Source organism: Mycobacterium sp. NTMscope_MAC_12 (assembly GCF_976985675.1).
Genome location: NZ_CDRJYY010000001.1, coordinates 5,398,112 through 5,422,459 on the forward strand (window position 1 = coordinate 5,398,112; position 24,348 = coordinate 5,422,459).

Annotated in this window: 24 protein-coding genes and 1 pseudogene; 7 read left to right on the top strand and 18 right to left on the bottom strand. The window is 68.4% G+C overall.

Going from position 1 to position 24,348, the window contains the following annotated elements:
- Window positions 1-13 precede the first annotated feature (13 nt).
- Window positions 14-331, top strand: a complete 318-nt coding sequence (locus AC0KS4_RS25040; protein WP_008262603.1) for an ESX-1 secretion-associated protein — start codon at window positions 14-16, stop codon at window positions 329-331.
- Window positions 328-639 (top strand): DUF2694 family protein, encoded by a 312-nt coding sequence (locus AC0KS4_RS25045; RefSeq protein WP_020821275.1) that lies wholly within the window; start codon window positions 328-330, stop codon window positions 637-639. The genes AC0KS4_RS25040 and AC0KS4_RS25045 overlap by 4 nt, the downstream gene beginning before the upstream one ends.
- A 33-nt stretch (window positions 640-672) precedes the next feature.
- Here AC0KS4_RS25045 and AC0KS4_RS25050 read toward each other — a convergent pair whose 3' ends face one another.
- Window positions 673-816: a hypothetical protein gene (locus AC0KS4_RS25050; protein WP_014378759.1), complete on the bottom strand. Its 144-nt coding sequence runs from the start codon at window positions 814-816 to the stop codon at window positions 673-675.
- Window positions 817-898: 82 nt separating this feature from the next.
- Here AC0KS4_RS25050 and AC0KS4_RS25055 point away from each other — a divergent pair, with 82 nt between their 5' ends.
- Together AC0KS4_RS25055 and AC0KS4_RS25060 are read left to right on the top strand one after the other, a co-directional pair.
- The gene (locus AC0KS4_RS25055) at window positions 899-2,653 is read left to right on the top strand and encodes a DUF5631 domain-containing protein (protein WP_225329727.1); all 1,755 of its coding nucleotides are present in this window, start codon (window positions 899-901) and stop codon (window positions 2,651-2,653) included.
- Between the two features lie 51 nt (window positions 2,654-2,704).
- Entirely contained in the window at window positions 2,705-3,031 is a 327-nt protein-coding gene (locus tag AC0KS4_RS25060) for a DUF2710 family protein (protein WP_225329741.1), read from the top strand.
- Window positions 3,032-3,089: 58 nt separating this feature from the next.
- Here the strand turns inward: AC0KS4_RS25060 and AC0KS4_RS25065 are convergent, their stop codons facing one another.
- Together AC0KS4_RS25065 and AC0KS4_RS25070 are read right to left on the bottom strand one after the other, a co-directional pair.
- Window positions 3,090-3,863 carry a TIGR03084 family metal-binding protein gene (locus AC0KS4_RS25065; protein ID WP_225329726.1) on the bottom strand — a complete coding sequence of 258 codons (774 nt, stop codon included), beginning with the start codon at window positions 3,861-3,863 and terminating at the stop codon, window positions 3,090-3,092.
- A 50-nt stretch (window positions 3,864-3,913) separates the two neighbouring features.
- Window positions 3,914-5,246: pseudogene (locus tag AC0KS4_RS25070) on the bottom strand (MFS transporter).
- Between the two features lie 99 nt (window positions 5,247-5,345).
- On the opposite strand from AC0KS4_RS25070, the gene AC0KS4_RS25075 reads away from it, so the two are divergent.
- Complete coding sequence (locus AC0KS4_RS25075; protein ID WP_225329725.1) at window positions 5,346-5,951, top strand: YqgE/AlgH family protein; 606 nt, start codon at window positions 5,346-5,348, stop codon at window positions 5,949-5,951.
- 18 nt (window positions 5,952-5,969) lie between these two features.
- On the opposite strand, the gene AC0KS4_RS25080 is transcribed toward AC0KS4_RS25075, so the two are convergent.
- Complete coding sequence (locus AC0KS4_RS25080) at window positions 5,970-6,311, bottom strand: hypothetical protein (RefSeq protein WP_225329724.1); 342 nt, start codon at window positions 6,309-6,311, stop codon at window positions 5,970-5,972.
- A 55-nt stretch (window positions 6,312-6,366) separates the two neighbouring features.
- Entirely contained in the window at window positions 6,367-7,545 is a 1,179-nt protein-coding gene (locus AC0KS4_RS25085) for an LpqN/LpqT family lipoprotein (RefSeq protein ID WP_238955337.1), read from the bottom strand.
- Between the two features lie 185 nt (window positions 7,546-7,730).
- Here AC0KS4_RS25085 and leuS point away from each other — a divergent pair, with 185 nt between their 5' ends.
- Window positions 7,731-10,640, top strand: coding sequence for a leucine--tRNA ligase (gene leuS / locus AC0KS4_RS25090; protein ID WP_238955339.1), 2,910 nt, complete (start codon window positions 7,731-7,733; stop codon window positions 10,638-10,640).
- 5 nt (window positions 10,641-10,645) lie between these two features.
- On the opposite strand, the gene AC0KS4_RS25095 is transcribed toward leuS, so the two are convergent.
- The 7 genes from AC0KS4_RS25095 to AC0KS4_RS25125 form a co-directional block, all read right to left on the bottom strand.
- The gene (locus AC0KS4_RS25095; RefSeq protein ID WP_238955341.1) at window positions 10,646-11,317 is read right to left on the bottom strand and encodes an SDR family oxidoreductase; all 672 of its coding nucleotides are present in this window, start codon (window positions 11,315-11,317) and stop codon (window positions 10,646-10,648) included.
- Between the two features lie 58 nt (window positions 11,318-11,375).
- Window positions 11,376-11,879, bottom strand: coding sequence for a MarR family winged helix-turn-helix transcriptional regulator (locus tag AC0KS4_RS25100; protein ID WP_225329720.1), 504 nt, complete (start codon window positions 11,877-11,879; stop codon window positions 11,376-11,378).
- 65 nt (window positions 11,880-11,944) lie between these two features.
- The gene (locus tag AC0KS4_RS25105; RefSeq protein WP_308011592.1) at window positions 11,945-12,694 is read right to left on the bottom strand and encodes an amino acid ABC transporter ATP-binding protein; all 750 of its coding nucleotides are present in this window, start codon (window positions 12,692-12,694) and stop codon (window positions 11,945-11,947) included.
- Window positions 12,691-14,508 carry an ABC transporter substrate-binding protein/permease gene (locus tag AC0KS4_RS25110; protein WP_238955343.1) on the bottom strand — a complete coding sequence of 606 codons (1,818 nt, stop codon included), beginning with the start codon at window positions 14,506-14,508 and terminating at the stop codon, window positions 12,691-12,693. The genes AC0KS4_RS25105 and AC0KS4_RS25110 overlap by 4 nt, the downstream gene beginning before the upstream one ends.
- A gap of 49 nt (window positions 14,509-14,557) precedes the next feature.
- Window positions 14,558-15,298 (bottom strand): GntR family transcriptional regulator, encoded by a 741-nt coding sequence (locus tag AC0KS4_RS25115; RefSeq protein WP_238955345.1) that lies wholly within the window; start codon window positions 15,296-15,298, stop codon window positions 14,558-14,560.
- Between the two features lie 116 nt (window positions 15,299-15,414).
- Entirely contained in the window at window positions 15,415-16,200 is a 786-nt protein-coding gene (locus AC0KS4_RS25120; RefSeq protein ID WP_238955347.1) for an LLM class F420-dependent oxidoreductase, read from the bottom strand.
- Window positions 16,201-16,220: 20 nt separating this feature from the next.
- On the bottom strand, window positions 16,221-17,411 hold the full coding sequence (locus AC0KS4_RS25125; RefSeq protein WP_238955349.1) for an NADH:flavin oxidoreductase: 1,191 nt from the start codon (window positions 17,409-17,411) through the stop codon (window positions 16,221-16,223).
- 50 nt (window positions 17,412-17,461) lie between these two features.
- Here AC0KS4_RS25125 and AC0KS4_RS25130 point away from each other — a divergent pair, with 50 nt between their 5' ends.
- Window positions 17,462-18,475: an NAD-dependent epimerase/dehydratase family protein gene (locus tag AC0KS4_RS25130; protein WP_225329715.1), complete on the top strand. Its 1,014-nt coding sequence runs from the start codon at window positions 17,462-17,464 to the stop codon at window positions 18,473-18,475.
- Here the strand turns inward: AC0KS4_RS25130 and AC0KS4_RS25135 are convergent.
- From AC0KS4_RS25135 to AC0KS4_RS25160, 6 genes are read right to left on the bottom strand one after another with little or no spacing between them, the layout of a single operon-like run.
- The gene (locus AC0KS4_RS25135; protein WP_225329714.1) at window positions 18,416-19,018 is read right to left on the bottom strand and encodes a TetR/AcrR family transcriptional regulator; all 603 of its coding nucleotides are present in this window, start codon (window positions 19,016-19,018) and stop codon (window positions 18,416-18,418) included. The genes AC0KS4_RS25130 and AC0KS4_RS25135 overlap by 60 nt on opposite strands.
- Before the next feature lie 6 nt (window positions 19,019-19,024).
- Window positions 19,025-19,939 (bottom strand): alpha/beta fold hydrolase, encoded by a 915-nt coding sequence (locus tag AC0KS4_RS25140; protein WP_238955351.1) that lies wholly within the window; start codon window positions 19,937-19,939, stop codon window positions 19,025-19,027.
- 21 nt (window positions 19,940-19,960) lie between these two features.
- The gene (locus AC0KS4_RS25145) at window positions 19,961-21,169 is read right to left on the bottom strand and encodes a DUF1214 domain-containing protein (protein ID WP_238957246.1); all 1,209 of its coding nucleotides are present in this window, start codon (window positions 21,167-21,169) and stop codon (window positions 19,961-19,963) included.
- A gap of 2 nt (window positions 21,170-21,171) precedes the next feature.
- Window positions 21,172-21,975, bottom strand: coding sequence for a sugar phosphate isomerase/epimerase family protein (locus AC0KS4_RS25150; protein ID WP_238955353.1), 804 nt, complete (start codon window positions 21,973-21,975; stop codon window positions 21,172-21,174).
- 1 nt (window position 21,976) lies between these two features.
- Window positions 21,977-23,146: a sulfotransferase family protein gene (locus AC0KS4_RS25155; RefSeq protein WP_238955354.1), complete on the bottom strand. Its 1,170-nt coding sequence runs from the start codon at window positions 23,144-23,146 to the stop codon at window positions 21,977-21,979.
- Window positions 23,143-24,270, bottom strand: coding sequence for an LLM class flavin-dependent oxidoreductase (locus AC0KS4_RS25160; RefSeq protein WP_238955356.1), 1,128 nt, complete (start codon window positions 24,268-24,270; stop codon window positions 23,143-23,145). Before AC0KS4_RS25160 ends, AC0KS4_RS25155 begins: the two co-directional genes overlap by 4 nt.
- Window positions 24,271-24,348: the final 78 nt, after the last annotated feature.

The following is a 24,348-nucleotide window of genomic DNA, read 5'->3' on the forward strand; positions in this document are numbered from 1 at the left end:
CAGGAGACAGCGGATGGCAGATTCGATACATGTGGTGCCCGCGCACTTACGTCAGGCCGCCGCGCATCATCAGGACACCTCGGAGTACTTGCGCACCGTTCCGTCGTCGCACGCCGCGATCCAGGAGAGCCTTGATTCGCTCGGGCCGATCTTTAGCGAGTTGCGCGACGCCGGCCGCGAGCTGCTCGAGCTGCGACGCCAGTGTTATGAGCAGCAGGCTGCTGACCACGCCGATTTGGCCGACCAATTGACCGTATCGGCGACGATGTGGGAACAGCACGAGCAGGAGGCTGCACGCAAGTTCGGCGACGTCGTCGACCGCGGTCGATGACCGACGCGAATCCCGCTTTCGACACCGTTCACCCGAGTGGGCACATCCTCGTCCGCTCTTGCCGCGGCGGATATATGCACAGTGTCGCGCTGAGCGAAGAGGCGATGGAAACTGACGCCGAGACCCTGGCGCAGGGCATCGTGCTCACCGCCGATGTGTCGTGCCTCAAGGCGTTGCTGGAGATTCGCGACGAGATCGTCGCGGCAGGACACACCCCGTCCGCCGAGGTTCCTACCCCGCGAGACCTCGATGCGGCCATTGAGAAGTTGCTGGCGCACAAACTGCGCCGCCGCGATGGCGGACGCTAGGCGTTCTGCGCGGATCTCAGCTGCGCTGCCGGTCTAGCGCAGCCATGGCTTCGCTGCGCTGGGATCGGGAGCGATGCCCGTGGGCGGCTCTACGGGATTGGGGCCGAACAACTCTCGCGCGCGGGCGAGCAACGCGCGCACCTCGTCGAGTTGCTGCTGCAGTGCAGATTCAGCCATGTCCCCACGCTACCCAGGCCGTTGCGGGCGCACAATTCACTGACCGCACAAGTCGCCCGGCCACTGCCGGTACGCTTAGCTAGTGGCGATCTTCGGTCGGATGACGGCGCGTCAGCGCCTCCGGAGAGCTACCCGGGAATCCCTGGCGATTCCGGCCTTCAGCTCTCCCATCGACTGCACCCCCTGGGTGACAGGCGGGCTGTGGCCTGCCGAATTGTCGACGGTCACGGCCGAAACCGCCACTCTCGCAGAGTATCTCAGGGCCGACCTGCAGCGAATTGCCAACGGCGCCAACGACCAACTCAAGATGCTCAAGCGGGCGGGAATGACCGACCCGGCCCGGCAGGCAGCCGAGGCGCGGGTCATCGAGGAAGCCCGCGGCCGTGCCGTGCGCCGAGTCGAATCGACGATTCGCTACCTGCATACGGTGCAGAGCGGCGCGCAGGCCCCCGCTGCGCCTCCGCCGGGCCTGGAACGTGCCGCTGCGGACCTGGAAAAGACGCAGGTGCTACCGGCGGTCCGCGAGATCGACGACGCCGCGGAGCCGCCCCAGCCGACGCCGAGATGGCGTCGCCGCCCCGCGGTCGAACCGGCCGCTGGCCCGGACGAACCACAGGCGAGCGAGCCAGAGCCCACCGCCGATGACGAGGCGATCGGGACCGCCGACGCGTCGCATCTCGAGGAGACACAGGTCATTCCGGTGGTCAGGGACGCGGAGCCGGTGGTCGAGACGCCGGCCGAGCGGGCTCCGGAGCCGCCGGTCGAGGAAACTCCCGAGGCGCCGGTCGAGGAAGTTCCCCAGGCGCCGGTCGAGGAAGCTCTCGAGCCGCCGGTCGAAGAATCCACCGCAAGCGGCCGCCACCATGCGGTTGTGGATGAGTCGGTCGTTGGGGACGAGCCGGCGGCACCCGGCCAGGAAGCCACCGCCGATCCGGAGGAGCCGGCCGGGGTTGCCGATGCGCCGCCTCTCGAGGAGACGCAGGTCATTCCGGTGGTCACGGACGCGGAGCCGGTGGTCGAGGCGCCGGCCGACAGCGCACCAGAGCCCGTTGAGGAGCCCCTCGAACCCGCGGCGGGCGGACGCCACCACGCCCCGGCGGACGAGCCCGCGCGGGTTGGCGGCGACGAGCCGGCGGCTAGTGCGCCGGAAGCTCCCGTGGAAGCCGCCGAGGCCGTGCAGGTGCCCGTCGAAAAGCCGGTGGCCCCAACGGGATTCGACAAAGACCGGCTGAACCGGCTCCTCGAGTTCGTGGTACGGCAAGAGCCACGGCTGAACTGGGCGATCGGGGATCGCGCCGACGGGACGACGGTATTGGTCACCGACCTCGCCCACGGCTGGATCCCGTCGGGCATCAGCCTTCCCGCAGGCGTGCGGTTGTTGGAACCCGAGCGACGCAGCGGCAGGGTCGCCGCACTGATCGGGGAAACGACCGGCGTGGTCACCTACACCCCCGGTGATTCGCTGCGCCGCTCGGTCGACTTCGCCGCGACCCGATCTTCTGTCGAGCCGCGCCAGCTGCCGGCCATCGATGACCTGGCGGCGGCGCTCAGCCATGTCACCCGGGGGCGCGCCGAGCTGCCCAAGATCGTCACGCGGTTGGCCGACGCGGCGGCCGCGGGCACGTTCGTCGTCGACCAGGAGGTCGACGTGCTGCGGGTGCATCTCGACACAGCGCGTTACCAGCTTTTGGTTCAGTATCCGAACGTCAATCCGGGACTGCTGCTCAAGTGCATGTTGATGGCGGCCACCGAAGCCATTGCCAGCGGCGACACGGTGTCGGCGAACTACCACCTCGCCTGGTATCACAAGCTCGCCGCGTCGACGCCCGGCAGTTGAGCCGAGAACCCGCCGCGTATGAATTGACGCTGGTCGGAGGGGTCGACGATACTGTCCCTCGTGTCGGGTTCGGGCAGTCGCGCGAATCTCAGCGATAAGGATCTCGTCGAGTCGGTTCTTCGGGAACTGAGCGAAGCGGCCGACAAGTGGGAAGCCCTGGTGGCGCAGGCCGAGGCGGTGACCTACAGCGTCGACCTGGGCGACGTGTACGCCGTGGCGAATTCAGACGGCCGGCTGATCAAACTGACTCTGCATCCCGGGGTGATGACCGGGTACGGCCACGGTGAGTTGGCCGACAGGCTGAACCTGGCGATCACGGCGCTGCGAGAAGAGGCCGAGGCCGAGAACCGGGCGAGCTACGGCGGCCCCCTGCACTGACGTCGGTGACGCGCCAATCGCGCGGACGCGGTTGACGGCCCCGGTCCTGTTCACTCGCTCATCGCCCGGGGCCGGGAGGCCCCGCGAAAGCCTGCGCGATCTCCAGCCAACGCCGCGCGTCGGCGCCTCGGGCCGTGATGTCGAGGGCGCTCAGGGGGCGCCGTTGAGTGACGAGGAAGCAGAAATCCTCCGCCGAGCCGCTGACCCGTTGCTCAGCCTCCGGCGGTCCCCAGGACCAAATGTCACCGCCGGGTCCGCGCAGCTCGACCCGGAACGGCTCGGCCGGGGGCGCCAGATTGTTGACGGCGAAGGCGAAATCGCGGGTGCGCACCCCCAGATGGGCGATCGACCGCAGGCGGTCGGTCGCGGGCCGCGTGATGCCCAGGGCGTCGGCGACGTCGAGACCGTGTGCCCACGTCTCCATCAACCGCGCGGTGGCCATCGACGCCGCACTCATCGGTGGGCCGAACCACGGGAGTTTGCGACCGTCGGTGACTCCGAGCAGCTCCTCGTGCAGCCGCCGGCGGGTGGCGCGCCAGTCGGCGAGCAGCTCGGCGGGCGCCAGGGTTGCGAGTTCTTCGGCGCCCTTGTCGACGAAGCCGGTCGGGTCGGCGGCCGCACCCGCCACCAGGTCGGCGAATCTTGGCTCGTCGGTCACGGCGATCAGGGCGACGCGGTCGGTCCACAGCAGGTGGCCGATCTGGTGCGCGATGGTCCAGCCGGGCGCGGGCGTGGGATCGGCCCAGCGCTCGGGCTCCAACGGCGCGACCAGGGCGTCGAGCGCGTCGCTTTCGGCGCGCAGGTCCTCGACCATGGGCGCGGGTCCGGTCATCGGCGCCCTCCCCTGTCGGCGGCGGCCGTCGGACACGTCACGTCGTCACCTTAGCGGTCATTCGCCTGCTCGCCGCGGCGCCCGATGAAGCTGTGCACCGCCAGGCCGGCCAGGTAGAGCATCGAGCCGAACAGAGCGAACGCGGGCGCGTGTCCGTCGCCGGGAATCAACATTCCGGCCGCCGTGATCGCGACGATGAACGCCACCCAGAACAGCGCATCCTGCACGGCGAACACGTGTCCGCGAAGAGCGTCGTCGACATCAATCTGGATCGCCGTGTCGGCGCACAGCTTGACCATCTGACCGGTCACACCGAGCAAAAAGCCGCACGCCACCATGACCGGGACCAGCAGTTCGGCGCCGGCGACCTCGATGATCGCCGAGGCCGCCAACGCACCGTTTGCCGTGGCGTAGCGCCCCCAGCGACGGATCGCGGGCGGCGTCAGCAGGTTGGCCAGGAAGGCGCCCAGGCCCGCGGCGCCGAAGAACAGCAGGGCGGTCCCGAATCCCCCACCGTCGGCGTCGGGCAGGTGATGGACCAGCAACAAGACCAGCAGCGAGTTGATCCCGACCACCATCCGGTGGGCGGCCAGGCCGGACAGCGTGGCGCCGACCGTCGGGCGCTGCGCCACCGTGCGCGCTCCGTGCAACCAGCCCGTGACCACCGCGTAGATGACCGGTCCGTGGATCGCGCGCCGGGTGTCGTCGGGGCCCAGCACCCGCGCGCCGAACCGCCACGACAGCAGTAACGCGATCGACACGGGAATCGCGGTGATGAAGACGATCGCCGAGGCGCCCTTGTCGCTGGCGCCGAAGATGAACCGCGGCACCAGCATGAAGTTTGCGCCGACGAACGCCGCGATGGCCCCGACCGCGGTGGCCACCGAGTTCATCGTCACCACCTGCTCGCGCGGCACCACGTGCGGCAGCGACGCCGACAGCCCGGACCCCACGAAGCGGGCTAAGCCATTCGCGAACAGGGCGCCCAGCAGCAGCGGCAGGTCGCCGGCCCGGACCGCCAGAATCGTGCCGATCGCGGCGATGAGGATCAAGCGGCCCGCGTTGGCGCCGACGAGGACAAGCCGACGGTCCCACCGGTCCATCAGCGCGCCGGCGAACGGTCCCAGCAGCGAGTAGGGCAAAAACAGGACCGTGAAGGCGCGCGCGATGGAAAGCGGGTCGGCCGCCCGATCCGGGTTGAACAGCAGCGCTCCGGCCAGCGCCGCCTGAAACAGGCCGTCACCGAACTGACTCGCCATGCGCACCTGCAGCAGCCGCCAGAAGTCCGGCAAACCGCGCACCGACCGCCAGATGTCGACGGGTGCGCTGGACTGCATCCGGGTTGGGATCACCGAAACCGACTTCCACGATTGGGGCTGGCAAGCTCGCGCGCTCAGAGCTGTCCCAACAACAGTACAAATCGTTGTGTTCCCCGCTCTCGATTGCCCTGGGCCACGATCGGGTGGATGCGATGATGGTGGGGTGCCCCCGCCGGAGGATCCAGAGGACTACGTCGCACCCGCCGCGCAACGAGTGCGCGCGGGCACTTTGCTGCTCGCCAACACCGATCTTCTCGAACCGACGTTTCGGCGCAGCGTGATCTACATCGTCGAGCACAACGATGGCGGCACGTTGGGTGTGGTGCTCAACCGCGCCAGCGAAACCGCGGTGTACAACGTGCTGCCCCAGTGGACCAACCTGGCGGCGAAGCCGAAGACGATGTTCATCGGTGGCCCGGTGAAGCGTGACGCCGCGCTGTGCCTGGCGACGTTGCGCGTCGGCGCCGATCCGCAAGACGCGCCGGGCTTGCGGCACGTGGACGGCCGGGTGGTGATGGTCGATTTGGACGCCGACCCCGACACGATCGCACCGCTGGTGGAGGGGGTGCGCATCTTCGCCGGGTACTCCGGCTGGACGATCGGTCAGCTCGAAGGCGAGATCGAACGCGACGACTGGATTGTCTTGTCCGCCTTGCCATCCGACGTTCTCGTCGGGCCGAGGTCAGACTTGTGGGGCCACGTCCTGCGCCGGCAGCCGCTGCCGCTTTCGCTGCTCGCGACGCACCCGATCGACATCAGCCGAAACTAGCGCTCCCCCAGCGGGAGGTCAGGCGCACGATTGCGTGCAGCCGGCGCAGCTGCCCGCGCAGGCGGGCGCCGCCGCTTCCTGGCGCAGCGCGAAACGCGCGCTCTGCCAGGAGCCCGCGGCCAGCGTCCCCAGCGCCCCGACGACGCACACGATCAGCACCACCAGGGCGGTGTGTGGGACCGCGGCCAGCGCCACGACGCCGCCGGCGCCGAGCATCACCGCGGCGGCCAACTGGGTGGGCGCCATGGCGCGCAGCGCCAGCGCCGTGGCGCCGAAATTCCGATTGTGCGCAAGCGACCAGGTGCCGAACCCCGCCGAGGCCACCGCCGCACACATGCACAGCACGCCCGCAATCAGCATGGGCTCACAATACGAGCCGGGTTGCCGGCCCGCTCATCCGGCTCTGCGGGCGGACTCAGTGCTGAAGGAACGAAAAGTTCGGCAGCGGCGGGAGGCCCGGCACCATCGCCAGCAGGCTGGGCGTGTGCTGCTGGTTGGTCAGCGGCGCCTGCGCGGGGAGCCGGGCCGGGGCGGCGGGCGTCGTCTGGGCGAGCGGCACCAACGGAGCCGTAGCGGGCGCCGGGGCAACTGGGGCCGCCGGGGCGACCGGAGCGGCAGGGGCCGGAGCGACCGGAGCGGCCGGGGCAACCGGGGCCGGGGCAACTGGAGCGACTGGAGCGGTGGCGGGTGCCGGAGCGGCGGGCGGCTGGGCGGGTCGCCCGACCGGAGAGGCGGCGGGAGCCTGGGCCGGCGCCGGGGCGGCGGCGCCGGGGGCGGCGACCCGGAAGCCGTTGATGATGGCGTCGGTGGCCGGGGCGTCGGCGACGCTGACCGCGCGATCGGTGGTCACCGCGAGCGAGACGAGGTATCTGTCGGGTCCCGACGTGGCGATGACGTGGCGCCGGGACGTGTTCAACGTCAGGTCCCCATCGCGGTAGGTGCCCTCGACGATGGACGACGGGAAGCCCCCGAAATCGGCCATCGAGGCGTTCGTCGGCTGCCACGCCGGCAGCTTCTGACTGTCGACGTAGCCGTGGGTGATCGCCTCCTTCGGATCGAAATCGCCGACCAGCTTGTACACCACCACCTGGGCATTCGAGGAGTAGATGCTGCTGCCCCGCCGATCGGCGATGACGGCGAACGCGTCGGGCACGTTGGGGTCGGGCACCTGGGTCCAGCGGGCGGGCACCGGCAGGGTGATGTCGAGCGCCTTGAATCCCTGCGGCTTTTGCGCCTCGAGCTTGACGCCCTTCGACTGCAGGAATTCACGGATCGTCCCGGACGTCGCGGGAACCGGCGCCGGGGCCGGAGGGGTCGCCGGTGTGGCCGCGGCCGGTGCCGCCGATCCCGGGGCCCCGGCGGTGGCCGGCGGCGCCAGGGGAGTGGCCGCCTGCGGCGCGGCGAGGTATCTGCTCGGCGGCACCAGCTCGGGCCCGAGGTTTTGCGGCGCCTGGGCGGGGACGGCCGGGACCGGTGCCGGCGCCGGGGGCAACGGGTCCGCCGATGCCGTGCCGCCCGTAACAACCGCCAAACCCATCAGGCCGGCGACCATACCGCCGAGCAGTGCCCGGTGGAGGGGGACGATGTCAATCATCTGCGTCGGTCCTTCCCATGGCTCAGATACCAGAAGCCGTCGATAGTGGCCGACTGTAACTAGAGGTCAAAGGCGGTGAACAGGCTCGAAATACACCTGGGATGAACCCCTGATCGGCGCGCAACGGAACCGAGACCAACCTGTGGCCGGCGAACTGGCCGTGTCGCCCCTTATACCCTGTTCAGGTGACCGAATCCCCGACCACTTCCCCAGGCAGCGGCTCTGGCGCCGCCCAGCCGGACTCCGACGCCCCGCCGCATCGTTACACCGCGGCGCTGGCGGGCCGGATCGAGGGCGCGTGGCAGGACAACTGGGCGAAGCTGGGGACGTTCAACGTGCCCAACCCGGTCGGATCGTTGGCCCCGGCGGACGGGTCCCCCGTCCCGGACGACAAGTTGTTCGTGCAGGACATGTTCCCCTACCCGTCGGGGGAGGGCCTGCACGTCGGCCACCCACTGGGCTATATCGCGACGGACGTATACGCCCGATATTTCCGCATGAGGGGCCGTAACGTGTTGCACGCGTTAGGTTTTGACGCGTTCGGGCTACCCGCCGAGCAATACGCCGTGCAGACCGGCACCCACCCCCGCACCCGGACCGAGGCCAACGTCGTGAACTTCCGGCGCCAGCTGGGCCGCCTCGGGCTGGGCCACGACAGCCGGCGCAGCTTTTCCACCACCGACGTCGAGTTCTACAAGTGGACGCAGTGGATCTTCCTGCAGATCTACAACGCCTGGTTCGACACCGCCGCCGACAAGGCCCGCCCCATCGCCGAACTGGTCGCCGAATTCGATTCCGGTGCGCGCCGGCTCGAGGACGGGCGGGACTGGGCCGCCTTGTCGGTGGGGGAGCGGGCCGACGTGATCGATAGCCACCGACTGGTCTACCGGGCGGACTCGATGGTGAACTGGTGCCCCGGACTGGGCACGGTACTGGCCAACGAAGAGGTCACCGCCGACGGTCGCAGCGACCGAGGCAACTTCCCGGTGTTCCGGAAGCGGTTGCGGCAGTGGATGATGCGAATCACCGCCTATTCCGACCGGCTGCTCGACGACCTCGACTTGCTGGACTGGCCGGAGGCGGTCAAAACCATGCAGCGCAACTGGATCGGGAGATCCACCGGCGCCAAGGCCCTGTTTTCGGCGACCAAGTCGGACGGCGAGACGGTCGACATCGAGGTGTTCACCACCCGGCCCGACACGCTGTTCGGCGCCACCTATCTGGTGCTGGCGCCCGAGCACGACCTGGTCGACGAGCTGGTGGCTGCGACCTGGCCAGACGGTACCGACCCGCGCTGGACGTATCGCGCCGCGACGCCGGCCGAAGCGGTCGACGCCTACCGGCACGCCATCGCCTCGAAGTCGGACCTCGAGCGCCAGGAAAGCAAGGCGAAGACCGGCGTCTTTTTGGGCAGCTACGCCACCAATCCCACCAATGGGAAACCCGTGCCGATCTTCATCGCCGACTACGTGCTGGCCGGATACGGCACCGGGGCGATCATGGCCGTCCCCGGCCACGACCAGCGCGACTGGGACTTCGCCCACGAGTTCGGTCTACCGATCGTGGAAGTCATTGCCGGCGGGGATATTTCGGAAGCCGCCTACGCCGGGGACGGGGTGCTGGTCAACTCCGGATACCTCGACGGCCTGGACGTGGCCGCCGCCAAGGAAGCGATCACCGCCCGCTTGGAGTCCGAAGGCCGCGGCCGGGCCCGCGTCGAAGTCAAGTTGCGCGACTGGCTTTTCGCCCGCCAGCGGTACTGGGGCGAACCGTTCCCGATCGTCTACGACAGCGACGGGCGTGCGCACGCACTCGACGAGGCCGCGCTGCCGGTCGAGCTGCCCGACGTGCCGGATTACTCGCCCGTGCTGTTCGACCCCGACGACGCCGACAGCGAGCCCTCGCCGCCGTTGGCGAAGGCGACGGAGTGGGTGCACGTCGAGCTGGACCTCGGCGACGGCCTCAAGCCCTACAGTCGCGACACCAACGTCATGCCGCAATGGGCCGGCAGCTCCTGGTACGAGCTGCGCTACACCGACCCGCACAACTCGGAGCGGTTCGCCGCCCCGGAGAATGAGGCCTACTGGATGGGCCCGCGGCCGGCCGAGCACGGCCCGCAGGATCCCGGTGGCGTCGACTTGTACGTCGGCGGCGCCGAGCACGCGGTGTTGCACCTGCTCTATGCGCGGTTTTGGCACAAGGTCCTCTACGACCTGGGCCACGTCAGTTCGCGGGAGCCCTACCGCCGGCTGGTCAACCAGGGCTACATCCAGGCCTTCGCCTACACCGACGCGCGCGGATCGTATGTACCCGCGGAAGAGGTGGTCGAACGCGACGGCGGCTTCGTCTACCCGGCGCCCGGGGGAGACGTCGAAGTCTTCCAGGAATTCGGCAAAATCGGTAAGAGCCTGAAGAATTCGATCTCACCCGACGAGATCTGCGACGACTACGGCGCCGACACGTTGCGGGTCTACGAGATGTCGATGGGCCCGCTGGAGGCCTCCCGGCCCTGGGCGACCAAGGACGTCGTGGGGGCCCACCGCTTCCTGCAGCGCGTGTGGCGGCTGGTGGTCGACGAACAGAGCGGCGAGACGCGGGTGCTCGACGCGCCCGCGCAGGAGCTGGCCCCCGGCACCCTGCGGGTACTGCACCGCACCATCGCCGGGGTCTCGGAAGACTATGCGGCACTGCGCAATAACACCGCGGCGGCCAAGCTGATCGAATACACCAACCACCTCACCAAGGAGCACCGTGACGCGGTGCCCCGCGCGGCGGTCGAGCCGCTGGTGCTGATGCTGGCGCCGCTTGCACCGCACCTGGCCGAGGAATTGTGGCTACGACTCGGCCACACCACCTCGCTGGCGCACGGGCCGTTCCCGGTGGCCGACCCGGCGTACCTCGTCGACGACACCGTGGAATATCCGGTGCAGGTGAACGGCAAGGTGCGCGGACGCGTGACGGTCGCGGCCGACGCCGACCAGGACACGTTGAAGGCCGCGGCGCTGGCCGACGAGAAGGTCCAGGCGTTCTTGGCGGGCGCCAGCCCGCGCAAGGTGATCGTGGTTCCCGGTCGGCTGGTCAACCTGGTCGTGTAGCGCCGCTATCGTCCGGCCGGCCGCAGCACCACCTCGTGGACGTGCCCGTCGGGTGGGGTGGCCACCACGTTGGCGACCGCGGCCGCAACGGTTTCCGGCTTCAAGAACTTCGCGGGATCGTAGCTGCCGCCTTCGAATTCGATGAGTTCGCGTTGCATGTCGGTGTCGGTGCGGCCCGGATAGACCGTGGTGACGCGCAACTCAGGCTCGTCGTTGCGCAGGGAGTCCGCGAAGGCGCGGATGGCGAACTTGCTGGCCGAGTAGGAGGCCATGCCGGGCGAGACGTTGCGGCCCGCGCCGGAGTTGATGAAGATGACCTGGCCACGGGCCCGTCGCAGCGCGGGCAGCAGCGCCAGCGTAAGTTCCACCGGCCCAAAGACGTTGACGGCGAAGGTGGCACGCCACTCGTCGACGTGGGAATCCGCGACGTTCCCGGGGATCGACAAGCCCGCGTTGTGCACCAGCACGTCGAGTTCGTCCACGATTTCGCAGGCGGCCTCGATATCGCCGCCGTCGGTCAGGTCCAGTGGAAACGTGGTGGCATCGAGCCGCTCCGCGACCGCGTCGAGCCGGTCGGACGGGCGGCCGGCTAGCAGCAGGGTGTGCGTCGGCGCCAGCGCCGTCGCGATCGCCGTACCGATCCCGCGTCCGGCGCCGGTGATGAGTGCAGTGGGCATGAGGGAAAGTCTACCCAGACCGAAACGATAGACGAATAGCGTTGAACGCCGGTAGTTTTCAGGCTTCCTGGCGGGCGGGCGGGACGCCGGCCGGCCCGGATGTGGGATCGCCGGAGGCCAACCGCTCCAGCGGTGCCAGCGCCTTCATCAGGGTGTCGAGGTCGGCGGTGGGGAGCTGGCTGAGCATCGCGGCCAGGGCCGCGCGACGATTGGCCAGCGACTCACCGTGAACGGCTCGACCGCGCGGGGTGATGTCGACCAGGACCGCCCGCAGGTCGGACGGGTCGCGGGAACGCTTGACCAGCCCCACCTTCTCGAGGCGGCGGATCGCCACGGTCGTGGTGGGAGTCCGCACGCGTTCGTGCGCCGCCAGATCGGTCATCCGGATCGGGCCCTGATCGAGCAAGGTGACCAGGATCGACAGCTGCGCCAGGGTCAATTCCCCGGCCGCGGCCCCGCTGGGGTCCCCGCGCCGCAGCATGGCAAACAATTTGGACAGCGCGCGGTGCAAACCTTCGGCGAGCTCGGCAACGTCGGCCGGGTTCGATTCGCTGTCTGCCATAAATCGGGAGTCTAACCCGTTATCAGGTGCGGACAAGGTAGCTATTGCCCATTGGGCAGTGGAGATCAAAGCACTTGGGACAAAAACCGCTGCAGCCGTTCGGTCTCGGCCGCTTCGAATATCTGCTCGGGCGGGCCCGATTCCACCACTTTGCCGTGATCCATGAATACCACCGTGTCGGATGCCGACCGGGCGAAACCCATTTCGTGGGTCACGACAACCATTGTCATGCCATCGGCACCGAGGTCGGCGATGAGTTGCAGGATTCCCTTGACCATTTCGGGATCCAGCGCCGAGGTCGCCTCGTCGAAAAACATCACCTGTGGCGACATCGCCAGCGCGCGGGCGATCGCCACCCGCTGTTGTTGGCCGCCCGACAACATGCCGGGGCGGGCACCGGCCTTGTGTTTCAGGCCAACTCGATCCAGCTGCGTCAGCGCCAGTTCGCGGGCCTGGTCGGCGGGCAGGCGCCGCAACTTGCGCGGTGCCAGCGCGACGTTGTCCAGCACGGTGCGGTGCGGGAAGAGATTGAAATGCTGGAACACCATGCCGATGCGCTGGCGTAGCTCGTCGGGGTTGTCCTTCAACACCGACTTGCCGTCGAGCAGGATGTCGCCGCTGTCCGGCTCATGCAAGCGGTTGAGCGTGCGCAGCAGGGTCGACTTGCCCGAGCCCGACGGCCCGATGACCGCGACGGTGCTGCCCGCGGGCACCTCCATATCGACGCCGCGCAGCACCGCGGTGCCGTCCAGGGTCTTGTGAATGCCATTGCACGCCAAGGAGACTGACGACCGGCCGACGATGCTGGCAGTCACGTGATCTCCTGGCCGAACGTCGTGGTGAGCATGTCGGGCCGATCTTCGGGATCGACCGCGGCGCGACCACGGCGCAGCCGCGCGTCGATGTAGTTGACCAAATGCGTTAACGGCACAGTCAATATCAGGTAGAAGGCGCCGGCGGCGACGAGCGGCGACAGGTTGCCGGTCTGGGCGTTGAGATCGCGGCCCACCTGGAACAGCTCCCGCTGGTCGGCGACCAGGCCCAGGAAGTACACCAGCGCAGAGGCTTTCAACAGCGCAATGAATTGATTGACCAGCGCCGGCAGCACCCGTCGGACGCCCTGCGGCACCACCACCAACCGCATCGCCACCGGATAGCTGAATCCCAGGGCACGCGACGCCTCCAGCTGGCCGGGATCCACGCTTTGGATCCCCGATCGCAGAATTTCGCCGATGTAGGCGGCGGCCATCATCCCCAACGCGGCAACGCCGATCGGGTAGGGGTTGTTGTTGGTCAACCCGCCCACTATCGGCCCGACACCGAGCCCGATGATCAGGATGATCACCACTTCCGGAAGTCCCCGGAACACGTCGGTGTACACCCGCGCCGGCCAGCGCAGCCAGCGCGACTGGGATATCCCGGCGACGGCCAGCAGCATGCCCAGCGCCAACCCGATCACGCCGGCGCTGCTGGTCAGGATCAACGTGTTGGGCAATCCGGTGCTGAACAGAGCGGGAATGGCCTGCCGGTACATGTCCCAGTCGAAGAAGGAGTCGCGCAACTGCGCGAGGGTCGATTTCGGCGCGGCCGGACCCACCTCTTTGTGGTGTTGCTTCGCCGCGATGGCGGCGAAGTCCGGCAGGACCGGCGCCGGGGCGGCCAGCGAGCCGGGTTTCCAGCCCCGCGGCAGGGTGCGGGGCACCCACTGCGAGTACAGGTTTGACCAGGTGCCGTCGGCGATGACGGCGTCCAACCCGGAATTCAGCGCATCCACCAACGGCTTGTTGTCCTTGGCCACCGCGTACGCCACGAATCCCTCGTTGCTGAAGCTGTGCGCCACGATCACCGCCGGATCGCCCCGCTGGATCGTGCTGGCGGCCTCCCCGGCCGGTGCCACCCACGCGTCGATCTGGCGCGTTTTGAGGCTGGCATAGACGGTGGCGAAGTCGGGGTACTTCACCGGCTGCAGATGCAGGTTGTCGACGACGTAGGACTCTTCGACGGTGCCCTGCACCACGCCGATGCGCTGGCCCGCGGCCAGATCGCTGAAGTCTTTTATCGCGGAGCCCGGGGGCACCACCAGCGAGTAGTAGCCGAAGTCGTAGCCGTTGGTGAAGGAGACGGTTCGGCGGCGCTCCTCGGTGGCCTTGATCGACGACGACCCGACGTCGAAGCGGTGCGTCGCCACCTGAGCGAGCAGCCCGGCGAAATCCGTGCCGACGAAGCGAACTTGGAGTCCGAGCTTGCGGGCGATCGCCCGGAGCAGCTGATTGTCGAAGCCGCTGTACTGGCCGGTGGGGGTGATGCAGATGTGGGGCGGAGCGCCGGAGAGCGTGCCGACGGTCAGGACCCCCGGCGTGCCCAATCCCAGGGTGTCGATGTTCACCGAACTCAACGGCTCGACGCCGGCCGTGGTGTGCTCGTCGGGCCGGCCCATGGCACTGCTATGGGCCAGATTCTCGGGCAACACGGCCGCGCTTTTCGGGCCGGCTGGCGCGCATTGGTTCCGGTCGGCGGCCGCGGGGCTCGCCAACGTGATCGACGCCGACCCCCACACCACCAGCAATGTCGAGGCCAGTGCGAATAGCTTGGCAAGGCGCGTGGTGCGCCGGCGCACGGGCAAACTCATCACTGCCACCGTATCGATTCGCCGGCGGCAGGACCGGCCAGAGCCTGTTCTACAGCGCCAACGAGGCTTCGGCGGAGATCGTCTCGCCGCCGGTAATCACCTGAAGTGGGCCGGGAACCACGCGGCTGACGTCGCCGGGCGGTGTGAAGACCCTGCGGCGAACCAGCTCGGCAAGCATGGTTTGGGCCATCAGGTAGGAGCGCTCGACGCACGCGGCCCGCGCGGCGTCGGGGTCGCGGCGGTGTATCGCGGCGGTCTCGTCTTCGTAGAACGGCAGCATTTCCTCGCGTCCGCTCTGATAGGTCGTCCAGAACAGGCGGGGGATGAGGTTTTGCGAGGCGCGGATGGCGGCGTGCAGCCGCGGCCCGGCGTACTCATCGTTGACGGTGCGCCGGTATTCGGCGGCGATGTCGGCGAACGCGCGGGCATCTTTGGCCGTGCGGAGCGAGCGCATCAGGGTGTCGAGCTGCCCCAGGATCCGCGGGGTGGGACTGGTGGCGGCGCGTGCGGACGCCATCCCGTTGAGCAGACCGTCCAGCTCGTGGTGTTCGAGGACGGTGGCTTCGTCGAACCGCTCGACAAAGGCGCCGCGGTGGTAACGGGTGGACACAATGCCGTCGTGTTCGAGTTGGACCAGTGCCTCTTGAATGGGCACCCGGCTGACTCCCAAGCCCAGCGCGATTTCATTGCGGTCTACGCGGTCCCCGCTGCGCAGCTTGCCCGTCAACAACAGGTGGAGGATGTGCGAAACAACCAGGTCCTTTTCTTTGACCCCGTATTTTTTCGGCATCGTTTTGCTGAGTCTCTTTCGCACCGGGTTCGGCCATCTAGCGCTGAGAGTTTCTCACGAAATGATGCGGGCGTTTACGGGTTTTCGCCGATGAAACAAAACTGGCGGCCGCCCGTTCAACGGTTATTGCGCCACTTGCAGAGCGCTTCGGCGTCGCTGAGGTCGTAACCCGGGCCGTCGCATGCCACGGTCAGCAGTGTGACGCCGAGGCCGACGAGGGTTTCGGCGTTGGCGAGCAGTTCGCCGCCGCCCTTGACGGCCGCCGAGCATTCGATGCCGGCCGGATCGCGACCGACGTCGGCGCAGTGGCGCGCGAGGACCTCCGACTTGGCCGGGAACTCGTCGGCGGAGGTGAAGCTGTGCCAGAGGTGCGCGTGTTCGGCGACCAGCCGCAGCGTCTTGCGTTCGCCGCCGCCGCCGATCAGGATCGGGATCTCCCGGGTGGGCGCGGGGTTCAGCTTGGCCAGCCGGGTTTTGATTCGGGGGAGCGCGGCCGCCAGGTCGTCGAGGCGGCTGCCGGCGGTGCCGAATTCGTAGCCGTACTCGTCGTAGTCCTTTTGTTTCCATCCCGAACCGATGCCCAGGATGAGTCGCCCGTCGGAAATGTGGTCGACGGTGCGGGCCATATCGGCGAGCAGCTCGGGGTTGCGGTAGGAGTTGCAGGTCACCAGCGCACCGATCTGGATGCGCGACGTCTGCTCGGCCCAGGCCCCGAGCATCGTCCAGCATTCGAAATGCGCGCCGTCCGGGTCGCCGTAGAGCGGGAAGAAGTGGTCCCAGTTGAAGGCGATGTCCACGCCGATGTCCTCGCACCGGCGCACGGCGTCGCGGATCTGGCTGTACTGCGGAGCGTGTTGGGGTTGTAGCTGCACACCGATGCGGATAGGGCGCTGAGAGGTCATAGGACCCACCGTAGGCCCGGTCAACCCACCGGCGTCGCCTCGATCCGGTCACGCACCACGCAATGCGTTCCGCTGTAGACGGTGGGCATGCATTTCATGCAGTGGATGCACAACCCTTCGGTGGCGGAATGCTCACGAAATCGCTTGACCAGGAAGGGATCTCGGAGCAGCGCGCGGGCCATCGCCACGAATTCGAACCCCTCGGCCAGGGCGCCTTCCACCGTGTCGAGCCGGTTGATGCCGCCGAGAAGGATCAACGGCATCGACACCGCCGCGCGGAACTGGCGCGCAAGCGGCAAGAAGAACGCCTCTTCGAAGGGATAGGTCCGGAACAGCCGCCGACCCATCACGCGCAGACCTAAACCGACCGGCCAGGGTTGGGAGGCGACGAATTCGTCCATGGGGACATCGCCGCGGAAGTAGTACATCGGGTTGAGCAGCGAGCTGCCGCCGGTCAGCTGCAACGCGTCGAGGTGCCCGTCGGACTCCAGCAGCTGCGCCGTCGGGATGCTGTCGTTCAGCCAGAAGCCGCCCCGCACCCCGTCGTCCATGTTGAACTTGGCGGTGACGGCCACGGAGCGGCCGACGGTGGACCGGACCCGTTCGGCGACGCGGCGGGCCAGTTCGGCCCGGCGCACGGTATCGCCGCCGTAGCGGTCGGTGCGCCTGTTCAGATTCGGGCTGAAGAACGAGCTGAGCAAATAGCCGTGGCCCATGTGGATTTCGAGCGCGTCGAATCCGGCGTCGACCGCGTTTTGGGCTGCGGCCCCAAAGCCGTCGACGACCGCGTCGAGCTGTTCGGGGGTGGCGGCCCGAACCAGTCCCATGGCCGGCGCGCTCACCCGGGTGGATGGCGCCAGTGTCGGCGTCCGGTTCGACAGCGTGTTGGCGACCAGTCCGGCGTGGCCGATCTGGGCGCAGACGAGCGCACCGGCGGCGTGCACGGCCTCGGTCAGCCGGCGCAGCTGCGGCACGCGATCGCGGTCCAGCACGACCGTGTCGCGGTGCACCCGGCCGCCCGGTGAGATCGCGCAGTAGGCGACGGTCGTCATGGCGGCCCCGCCCCGGGCGACCTCGGTATGGAAGTCGATCAGCGCGTCGCTGACGGTGCCGTGCGGCATCACGCCCTCGAACGTCGCCGCCTTGACGAAGCGGTTCTTCAGGGTGAGGGGGCCCAGCCGCTGCGGGCCGAACGCCAGTTTCGATACCATTGGCACCGAAATATAGCACGACGAACTGACCACAGAGCGGAGAACGATCGATGCGCGTAGCGGTGACGGGCGGAACCGGATATCTCGGCGCGCACACCGTGCGCGCACTGATCCAGGCCGGCCACCACGTGAAGCTGTTGGCCGCGCCCACGGACCCCGCCGCCGTCCTCGACCGCCTCCGAGCGCTCGGCTCCGTGACGGTGCTGTCCGGTGACGTGAGATCCGCCGCGACCATCGAGCAGCTACTCGCCGGAGCCGACGCCGTGTTGCATGCCGCCGGGGTCGTGGGCACCGACGAACGCCGCGCCCAGTTGATGTGGGACGTCAATGCCTATGCGACGGAGGCGATTTTGACTCGCGCGGTCCGCCTCGCGCTTGACCCGGTGGTGTTGGTCAGCAGTTACAGCGCGCTGTTCCCCCCACCCGATGGCATCATCTCGCCCGATTCGCCCACCGCGTGTGGCCGCAGCGCGTACGCGAAGACCAAGGGGTACGCCGACCGGGTCGCCCGACGGCTGCAGGAGGCGGGGGCGCCCGTCGTCGTGACGTATCCCTCGAGCGTCGTGGGACCGGCCTTGGGCACCGCCCCCGGCGTCACCGAACGAGGGTGGGCACCGATCGTGCGGTGGGCGGTGGCACCGAAAGTTCGCGGAGGCATGCAGATGGTCGACGTGCGAGACGTCGCCGACGTGCACACGCGAATCATGCAGGCCGGTCGCGGCCCCCACCGCTACGTGTGCGGCGGGCACCTGCTCAGCTTCGACGAGATGATCGACGCGCTCGAAGAGGGGCTGGGCCGGCGGGTGCGGCGCGTGCCCCTGTCGCCGCGCTTGCTGCGGGGCATCGGTCGACTCGCCGACGCCGCCGGCCGGTACGTCGCGCTCGGCGACGGCCTCAGTTACGAAGCGGCGCTGCTGCTTACCGCCGCCACCCCCACCGACGACAGCACGACCGTGGGCGACCTCGGCATCACGTGGCGCTCCCCGAAAGCGGCGATCGTCGAGTCATTGCGGGTGGGACGCGGCGACGGCCGTGATCAACAGCTGCGCGATCCGGTTTCGTAGGGCCTCGGAGTCGTCCTCGACGGCGACCGTCGTGACGAACAGCGCGGCGCCCGCCGCCATCGCCAGGGTGGCCCGGGCGTCGACGTCGGCTCGGCGTCGCTTGGCGGGCGTCGTCGCATGCACGTCGTCGGCGAAAAGCTGCACGGCCGGTCCGCTGAACCGTGCCCACAAGTCCCTGCGTAAGTCGTCGTTTTCGCCGAGGGCCAGCAGCAAGCCCGGTACCGCGGCCCGCACGTCGGGCCGGCCGAACAGTTCGTGACTGCCACGCACCACCCAGTCGATCCAGCCGGTCAGGTCGGTGCCGGAAAACGGTGCCAGGTCAGGGGTTTCACCCAGGATGGCGTGCAGCACCAGTTCCGCCTTGGACGACCAGCGACGGTTCAGGCTGGACCGACCGACGCCGGTCCGCGCCGCGACGAGGCGCATGCTCAGCTCGTCCCAGCCGACCTCCACCAGCAAGTCACGGGTCACCGACAGCACGCGCTCGTCGATCGAGGCGTCGCGCGGCCGCCCGGAGGCTCTGGCGCTGCGGTCGTCGGTCATGATGGCTCAGCGTGCGTCGAGCACCCCGCGCAGCAGGTCGATCAGCGCGCGGGGTTGGTCGCTCTGCACGGAGTGTCCCGAATTCTCGACCACGTGTGCGGCGCGGAAATGCTTTGCGCGACGGCCGAGTTCGGCCGCGTCGTCGTCGCTGACGAAACCCGATGTGCCACCGCGTATGAGGGTCACGGGTGCGGACAGGGCGTCGACGTCTTCCCACAGTCCGGAGAAGTCGGGGAAGGTGCGGATGGCGTCGTAGCGCCACGTCCAGCTGCCGTTGTCGAGCTTGCGGGAGTTATGGAACACCCCGCGGCGCAGCGCCTTCACCTCGCGGTGCGGCGCGGCGGCGATCGTCAGGTCCAGCATGGCCTGGAAGTTGGGGAACTCCCGCTCCCCGTGCATCAGCGCCACCGTGCCCTGCTGCTCCTTGGTCATCTCGGAATGGCGTTGCAGCGCCGAGGGGGTGACGTCGATCAGCACGAGTTCCTTGACAAGCTCGGGTGCCACCGCGCCCAGCCGGATCGCGGTCAGTCCGCCGAGCGACATGCCGACGACGAGGTCAGCCGTCGTTGCGTGCTCGCGCAGGATCGGCAGCAAGGTGTCGACGTTGAGCCGCGGCGAATAGTCGCCGTCCTCGCGCCAGGCGGAGTGGCCGTGGCCGGGAAGGTCGACCGCCAGCGCCGGCTCACCGAGGCCGACGATGACCGTGTCCCAGGTGTGCGCGTTTTGTCCGCCACCGTGGATGAACACGATGCGCGGCGCAGCGCCGCCCCAGCGCAGCGCGCTGACTTTGCCTTCACCGGTGCCCGATTCGACGCGCTCGACGTCGGGCAGTGGGCCGGACACCCCGGCCTGCTCGGCGTTTTCCTGCAACAGCGCGAACTCGGACAAGCCGGCCAGTTCGTCTTCGGAGATCTCGGTCACGATCTTTGACCCTAGACCGCTCTAGAGGACATAGCGGCGGCGAATGCCACGGAAGCGTTCCCACATCGCGGCGGCGCGTTCTTCGGGGCTCACCATGGCGGTTCCTTCGGGGAGCACGCGGGGCAGCTCGTCGTGCTTGACCACCCGGGTGTCCAGCGCGGCGGGTTCGCCCTCGAGCATGTGCCGATAGGTGAGGTTGCCACGTTCGAAGCCCTGGGTGTCCAGCCAGTTGTGCACGCCGGGATCACGATGGGCCATCACCAGCCGGATGCGCCCGTCGCGGTCGACCCTGGTGCGGCTCGGCGTGTAGCTCACCGGGCGGTACAGGTAATCCATGCTGTTGAAGAAGACGCCCATGTTGGTGAACATCCACAACCCGTCGTGGGCGCCGAATTCGACGATCAGCGCCTCGTCGGCGGCCAGCTCCCAATACATGTTGGCGGCGGCCCGGCCGCGCTTGCCGTCGGCGTCGGTCGTCGCGACGCCGGGGAAACTGTTCGGGTGGTCGGCGTCGACGCCGCCGTAGTGGAACGCGAACTCGGGCCAATCGGACATCAGGCCGGTGACGAAATCGCCGGCCCAGCGCATCGCCTCGACCATGTCGGCGGGCGTGGGCAACGGTTTGGGGGAGGCCATGTCGACGCGCTCGATGCGCAGCCGCGCGGGAAGCTCGTCCCAGCGGTCGAATCCCTGGCGGATGAACAGCTTTCGTGACTCGGGCGTGGTGGGCAGCCAGTTAGGCCCACGCTCGGGACCGCCGATGAAGAGCTCGAACTCCCCGTCCTCACCGGTGCGGAGCTGATGGCCGAGCAGGTTGGCTTCCGGTGTGTCGCCGAAGGGTTCGTGCAGCACGCCGGGGCCGGGCGTGCGTCGGCCCTGCACGGTGACGTTGAAGAATCGAGAGGTGCCGCGGGTGCCGGTGAGCCGGTACGCCGAGTGCCCGTCGATCCATGCCTGCTGGTAGGTGAAGTCGGCGCAGTCGCCGCCGAGCTTGCGGGTGGGGCCGCTGAAGGTGTGCAGCGCGGGGTAGCCGGTGTCGCGGGTTTCGAGGGCGAGATCGAAGGCCTGGCCGAGGTTTTGGGTGAGGAACCGGTAGGCGTCGACGCGATGCGTTCCCGACGCCGGGTTGTGGTCCTTGAAAACGCGCTCGCCCGCCCGCCGGAGCCGGTCACAGAATTCGGTCCAGGCTGCTTGCAGGGCCGTGTCGTCGGGACCGTCACCGAAGGCCATGCTCACGCACCCAGCCTGTCCAGCATCGCGCCGGCGACATCGCATGCGCGCCGGGCGGATTCGAGCCGCCCCGCCGTGTCGATACGGGGACCGATGAGTTCGAGGTCGAAGCCGTGCGTGTAGCCGCCGGCGAGCGCCTGGGCCACGAACGCTTCGATCGGAATGGTGCCGTCGCCGGGGACCGCCCGGTTCGGCAACGCCCGGTCACCGAGCACATAGTCGCTCAGCTGGATGAGCGCCGCCCGCGGCAGCGCCCGCTGCACCTGCGCCTCGAAATCCCCTTCGGCCCAACAGTGAAACACGTCGATGCAGACCCCGAGATCGCTCATCTCCGCCAGGGTAACGGTGTCTCGCAGCGTATGGGCGAGATGAATGTCGGCGTACAGGCTCGATGCGTTCTCGATCGCCAGCGCCACCCCGGCGTCCTTCGCGCGGGCAGCGCAGGGCGCGACCATGTCGCAGAATCGCTCGGCGGCCTGTATCCAGGTGAGGTGTCCGCGTCCGCCGGTGAGCATGTAGACCGTGCGCGCGCCCACCTCGGCTGCCGCGTCGATGACGGTGGACAGCGCATCGCGGGCGGCGTGGGCGTCGGAGGTGAGGCTACCGCCGGCGAAGAGGTGATATACCGCCTCCACGGTGTAGTCATTGTGCCGCAACAGAATTGGAAACCGCGGGTCGAGCAGCTGGCTGTCCAGGATGCTCAACCGGGACACGTCGAGCGTGGCCCAGTGCTCTTGCAGCTCGGCCGGCGAAGCGCCGTAGAAGGTGACGTTGTGGACGGACAGACGGTGGTGTGCGCCCGTCATGTCAGCCCCGGTTTTCGATCGCGACACCAAACCGGTCACGGAACGGCTTGAATTCGGCGTGCAGCGCGTCGAGGTCCTCGCCGATGTCGGTGAGCAGTTGTGTGGAGTAGCGGAACTTTCCGTAGCGGTCGCCGCGATTTTCGGCCAGGTAGGCGCGCATCGCGGACTCGGCCTCGGCCGTCAGCTCGCGACCGCAGAACGTGTAGTAACGCCGGACGGCGCCAACGTGATCGGCGATGAAGTCGGCGTAGCGCAGGTGCAGGATGCGGGGATCGTCGACCAGGGGGTTGCTCATGGTGTTGGCGACCCCGGCCCGGGTCAACTCCAAGTGCATCTTCGCCAGGGCATGCAGGTCGACGGTGCCGACCATGCCTTCGGCGATGTCGGCCATCATCATGGTGCGCGACGCGGCGACCTGCACGGGGTCGCGATGCAGCCACACCATTCGCGCGTCGGGGTAGGTGTCGAACAGTTCCTTGAGCCGGAATCCGTGAAAGCCCTTCAGCACCCAGTACTTTCGCGGCCGGCGGTATTGCAGCTGTTGCAGCATCGCCTTGTGCAGCCGGTATTGAGCGGCAGGATCGGTGGCCAGGCCGCCAACGAGCGACTGCATGGGCACCCGCCACCACGCCGTGGGTGTCATCACGCGAAAGTCGAACGCCCAGGTGCGTTCGTCTTCGGGCAGGCCGTCACCCAGCATGTCGTTGTAGGGATGGCTGCGCAGCCATTTGGGCATCTTCGCGTTGATCTCGCGCCAGTCGGAGTCGGCCCGCGCCCGGCGCTGGTCGTCGGGTCCGCTGAGTCCCGGCGGCGGGGACGGATACATCACCTCCCAGAACCGCAACGCGCGAGCGTGCGGGTCGACGGACATCAGGGCGTGCATCAGCGTTGTCCCCGAGCGCGGTTCGCCAGTAACGAACATCGGCGAGTCGATCACTTCCTCGCCGATCGGGTACCGGTTGCGGTCCTCGATGAGTTCAAGCCGCGACGTCAGCAGCCATCGACATACCTGCGCGGCTTCGAATCTGCCGTCGGCGTCCATGCCGAGGCCGTTCAGATGGTCGACGGCGACGGCGAAGCGCTCCGGCAATGTCGGATCGCCGTAGTCGCGCAGCCCGGTCTCGGCCTCGGCGGCGGCGAGCAACTCCGCGGCGTCCAAAGGTGTTGTCACGACGGGTCTCCGCAGAGCCGCACGAGTTCGTCCTCCGCGGCGCGGACGTTCGCCGCCGACGCCTGCGCGTATGTCAGACCGGCCATGGCGCCGTAGTCGAGAATCTTCGGCACGCGCAGGCCCGCGTCCACATACGTCTTGACAATCTTGGCGACCTCTTTCGGTGTCCCGTGGGGCACGACGGACAGCACCATCTCGGGTCGCACCTTGCCCAGGAATTCCACGATGCGGTCCCGGGTGAGCACCGCGGGGTCGATGTCCTGAAAGCCGCGCCAATCGTCGCCCATCGGGTGCTCGAAACCGAAGTCGCGCAACGTCTTCGCGGACACCTGTAGCAGAAATGCCTTGACCAGGGGTGCTTGCAATATCTCGGTGAGGGCCGCGTCGTCCTTGCCGATCAGGCATACCTGAATGAAGCACGGTGTGATCGCCATCGGGTCGCGGCCGGCGCGTTCCGCGGATGCCCGCACCGCGGAGAGCATCTCGGCGTAGTGCTCGGGAGTCCAGGCGCCCGCCGGCCACCACCCGTCGGCGTGCCGGCCGGCGATGTCGAGCATTCGGGGGCCGCTGGCGCCGACCCAGATCTGCGGTGGCCGGGTTTCGTAGGGCTCGGTGTCCAGGCGGGCGTGGTGCAGCGAATAGAACTGCCCATCGAAATCGACCGGGCCGTCGCTTCCCCAGAGCAGCCGGATCACCGTCAAAGCTTCCTCGAAACGGCTGACCGGACGGGAGAAGTCGAAACCGTAGGGCAGGGTGTTTTCGCTCTCGCCGCTGCCCAGGCCGAGGATGAAGCGCCCCTTGGCGAGGTGATCGATGGTCAGCGCCGTCTGCGCGAGCATGACGGGGTGGCGGCGCACCGTGTCGACCACGGCGCTGACAAGCGGCACTCGCTCGGTCAACACGGCGGCCGCGGCCGCGACCGCGAGCCCGTCCAGGTGGCGGTGCGGCGACGGGGAAGCCGTGGCCAGGTCGGTGAACTCGGGCGTCCAGATCGAGTCGGGCCAGAAGCTGACCATGTGATCGGGCAGCCAGATCGAGTGGTAGCGGCCGCTGTCCAGTTCGGCGAGCCGGGACAGGTCGAGGGGGAGCGTGGTGCGGAGGAACGCCGCGGACTGAACGGTCATCGAAAGATGATGCTAAGCACCCGCACAGCGTCGTGTCGATGATTTGGTACCAACGGCCGCGAGCGTAACGCGGTGGCG

Coding starts and splice junctions, on each gene's coding strand:
- AC0KS4_RS25050 (WP_014378759.1), bottom strand. CDS start 816: ATGGCTGAATCTGCACTGCAGCAGCAACTCGACGAGGTGCGCGCGTTG.
- AC0KS4_RS25040 (WP_008262603.1), top strand. CDS start 14: ATGGCAGATTCGATACATGTGGTGCCCGCGCACTTACGTCAGGCCGCC.
- AC0KS4_RS25120 (WP_238955347.1), bottom strand. CDS start 16,200: ATGACCTCTCAGCGCCCTATCCGCATCGGTGTGCAGCTACAACCCCAA.
- AC0KS4_RS25130 (WP_225329715.1), top strand. CDS start 17,462: ATGCGCGTAGCGGTGACGGGCGGAACCGGATATCTCGGCGCGCACACC.
- AC0KS4_RS25045 (WP_020821275.1), top strand. CDS start 328: ATGACCGACGCGAATCCCGCTTTCGACACCGTTCACCCGAGTGGGCAC.
- AC0KS4_RS25125 (WP_238955349.1), bottom strand. CDS start 17,411: ATGGTATCGAAACTGGCGTTCGGCCCGCAGCGGCTGGGCCCCCTCACC.
- AC0KS4_RS25110 (WP_238955343.1), bottom strand. CDS start 14,508: ATGAGTTTGCCCGTGCGCCGGCGCACCACGCGCCTTGCCAAGCTATTC.
- AC0KS4_RS25085 (WP_238955337.1), bottom strand. CDS start 7,545: ATGATTGACATCGTCCCCCTCCACCGGGCACTGCTCGGCGGTATGGTC.
- AC0KS4_RS25080 (WP_225329724.1), bottom strand. CDS start 6,311: ATGCTGATTGCGGGCGTGCTGTGCATGTGTGCGGCGGTGGCCTCGGCG.
- AC0KS4_RS25150 (WP_238955353.1), bottom strand. CDS start 21,975: ATGACGGGCGCACACCACCGTCTGTCCGTCCACAACGTCACCTTCTAC.
- AC0KS4_RS25160 (WP_238955356.1), bottom strand. CDS start 24,270: ATGACCGTTCAGTCCGCGGCGTTCCTCCGCACCACGCTCCCCCTCGAC.
- AC0KS4_RS25095 (WP_238955341.1), bottom strand. CDS start 11,317: ATGCCCACTGCACTCATCACCGGCGCCGGACGCGGGATCGGTACGGCG.
- AC0KS4_RS25145 (WP_238957246.1), bottom strand. CDS start 21,169: ATGGCCTTCGGTGACGGTCCCGACGACACGGCCCTGCAAGCAGCCTGG.
- AC0KS4_RS25115 (WP_238955345.1), bottom strand. CDS start 15,298: ATGCCGAAAAAATACGGGGTCAAAGAAAAGGACCTGGTTGTTTCGCAC.
- AC0KS4_RS25065 (WP_225329726.1), bottom strand. CDS start 3,863: ATGACCGGACCCGCGCCCATGGTCGAGGACCTGCGCGCCGAAAGCGAC.
- AC0KS4_RS25100 (WP_225329720.1), bottom strand. CDS start 11,879: ATGGCAGACAGCGAATCGAACCCGGCCGACGTTGCCGAGCTCGCCGAA.
- AC0KS4_RS25135 (WP_225329714.1), bottom strand. CDS start 19,018: ATGACCGACGACCGCAGCGCCAGAGCCTCCGGGCGGCCGCGCGACGCC.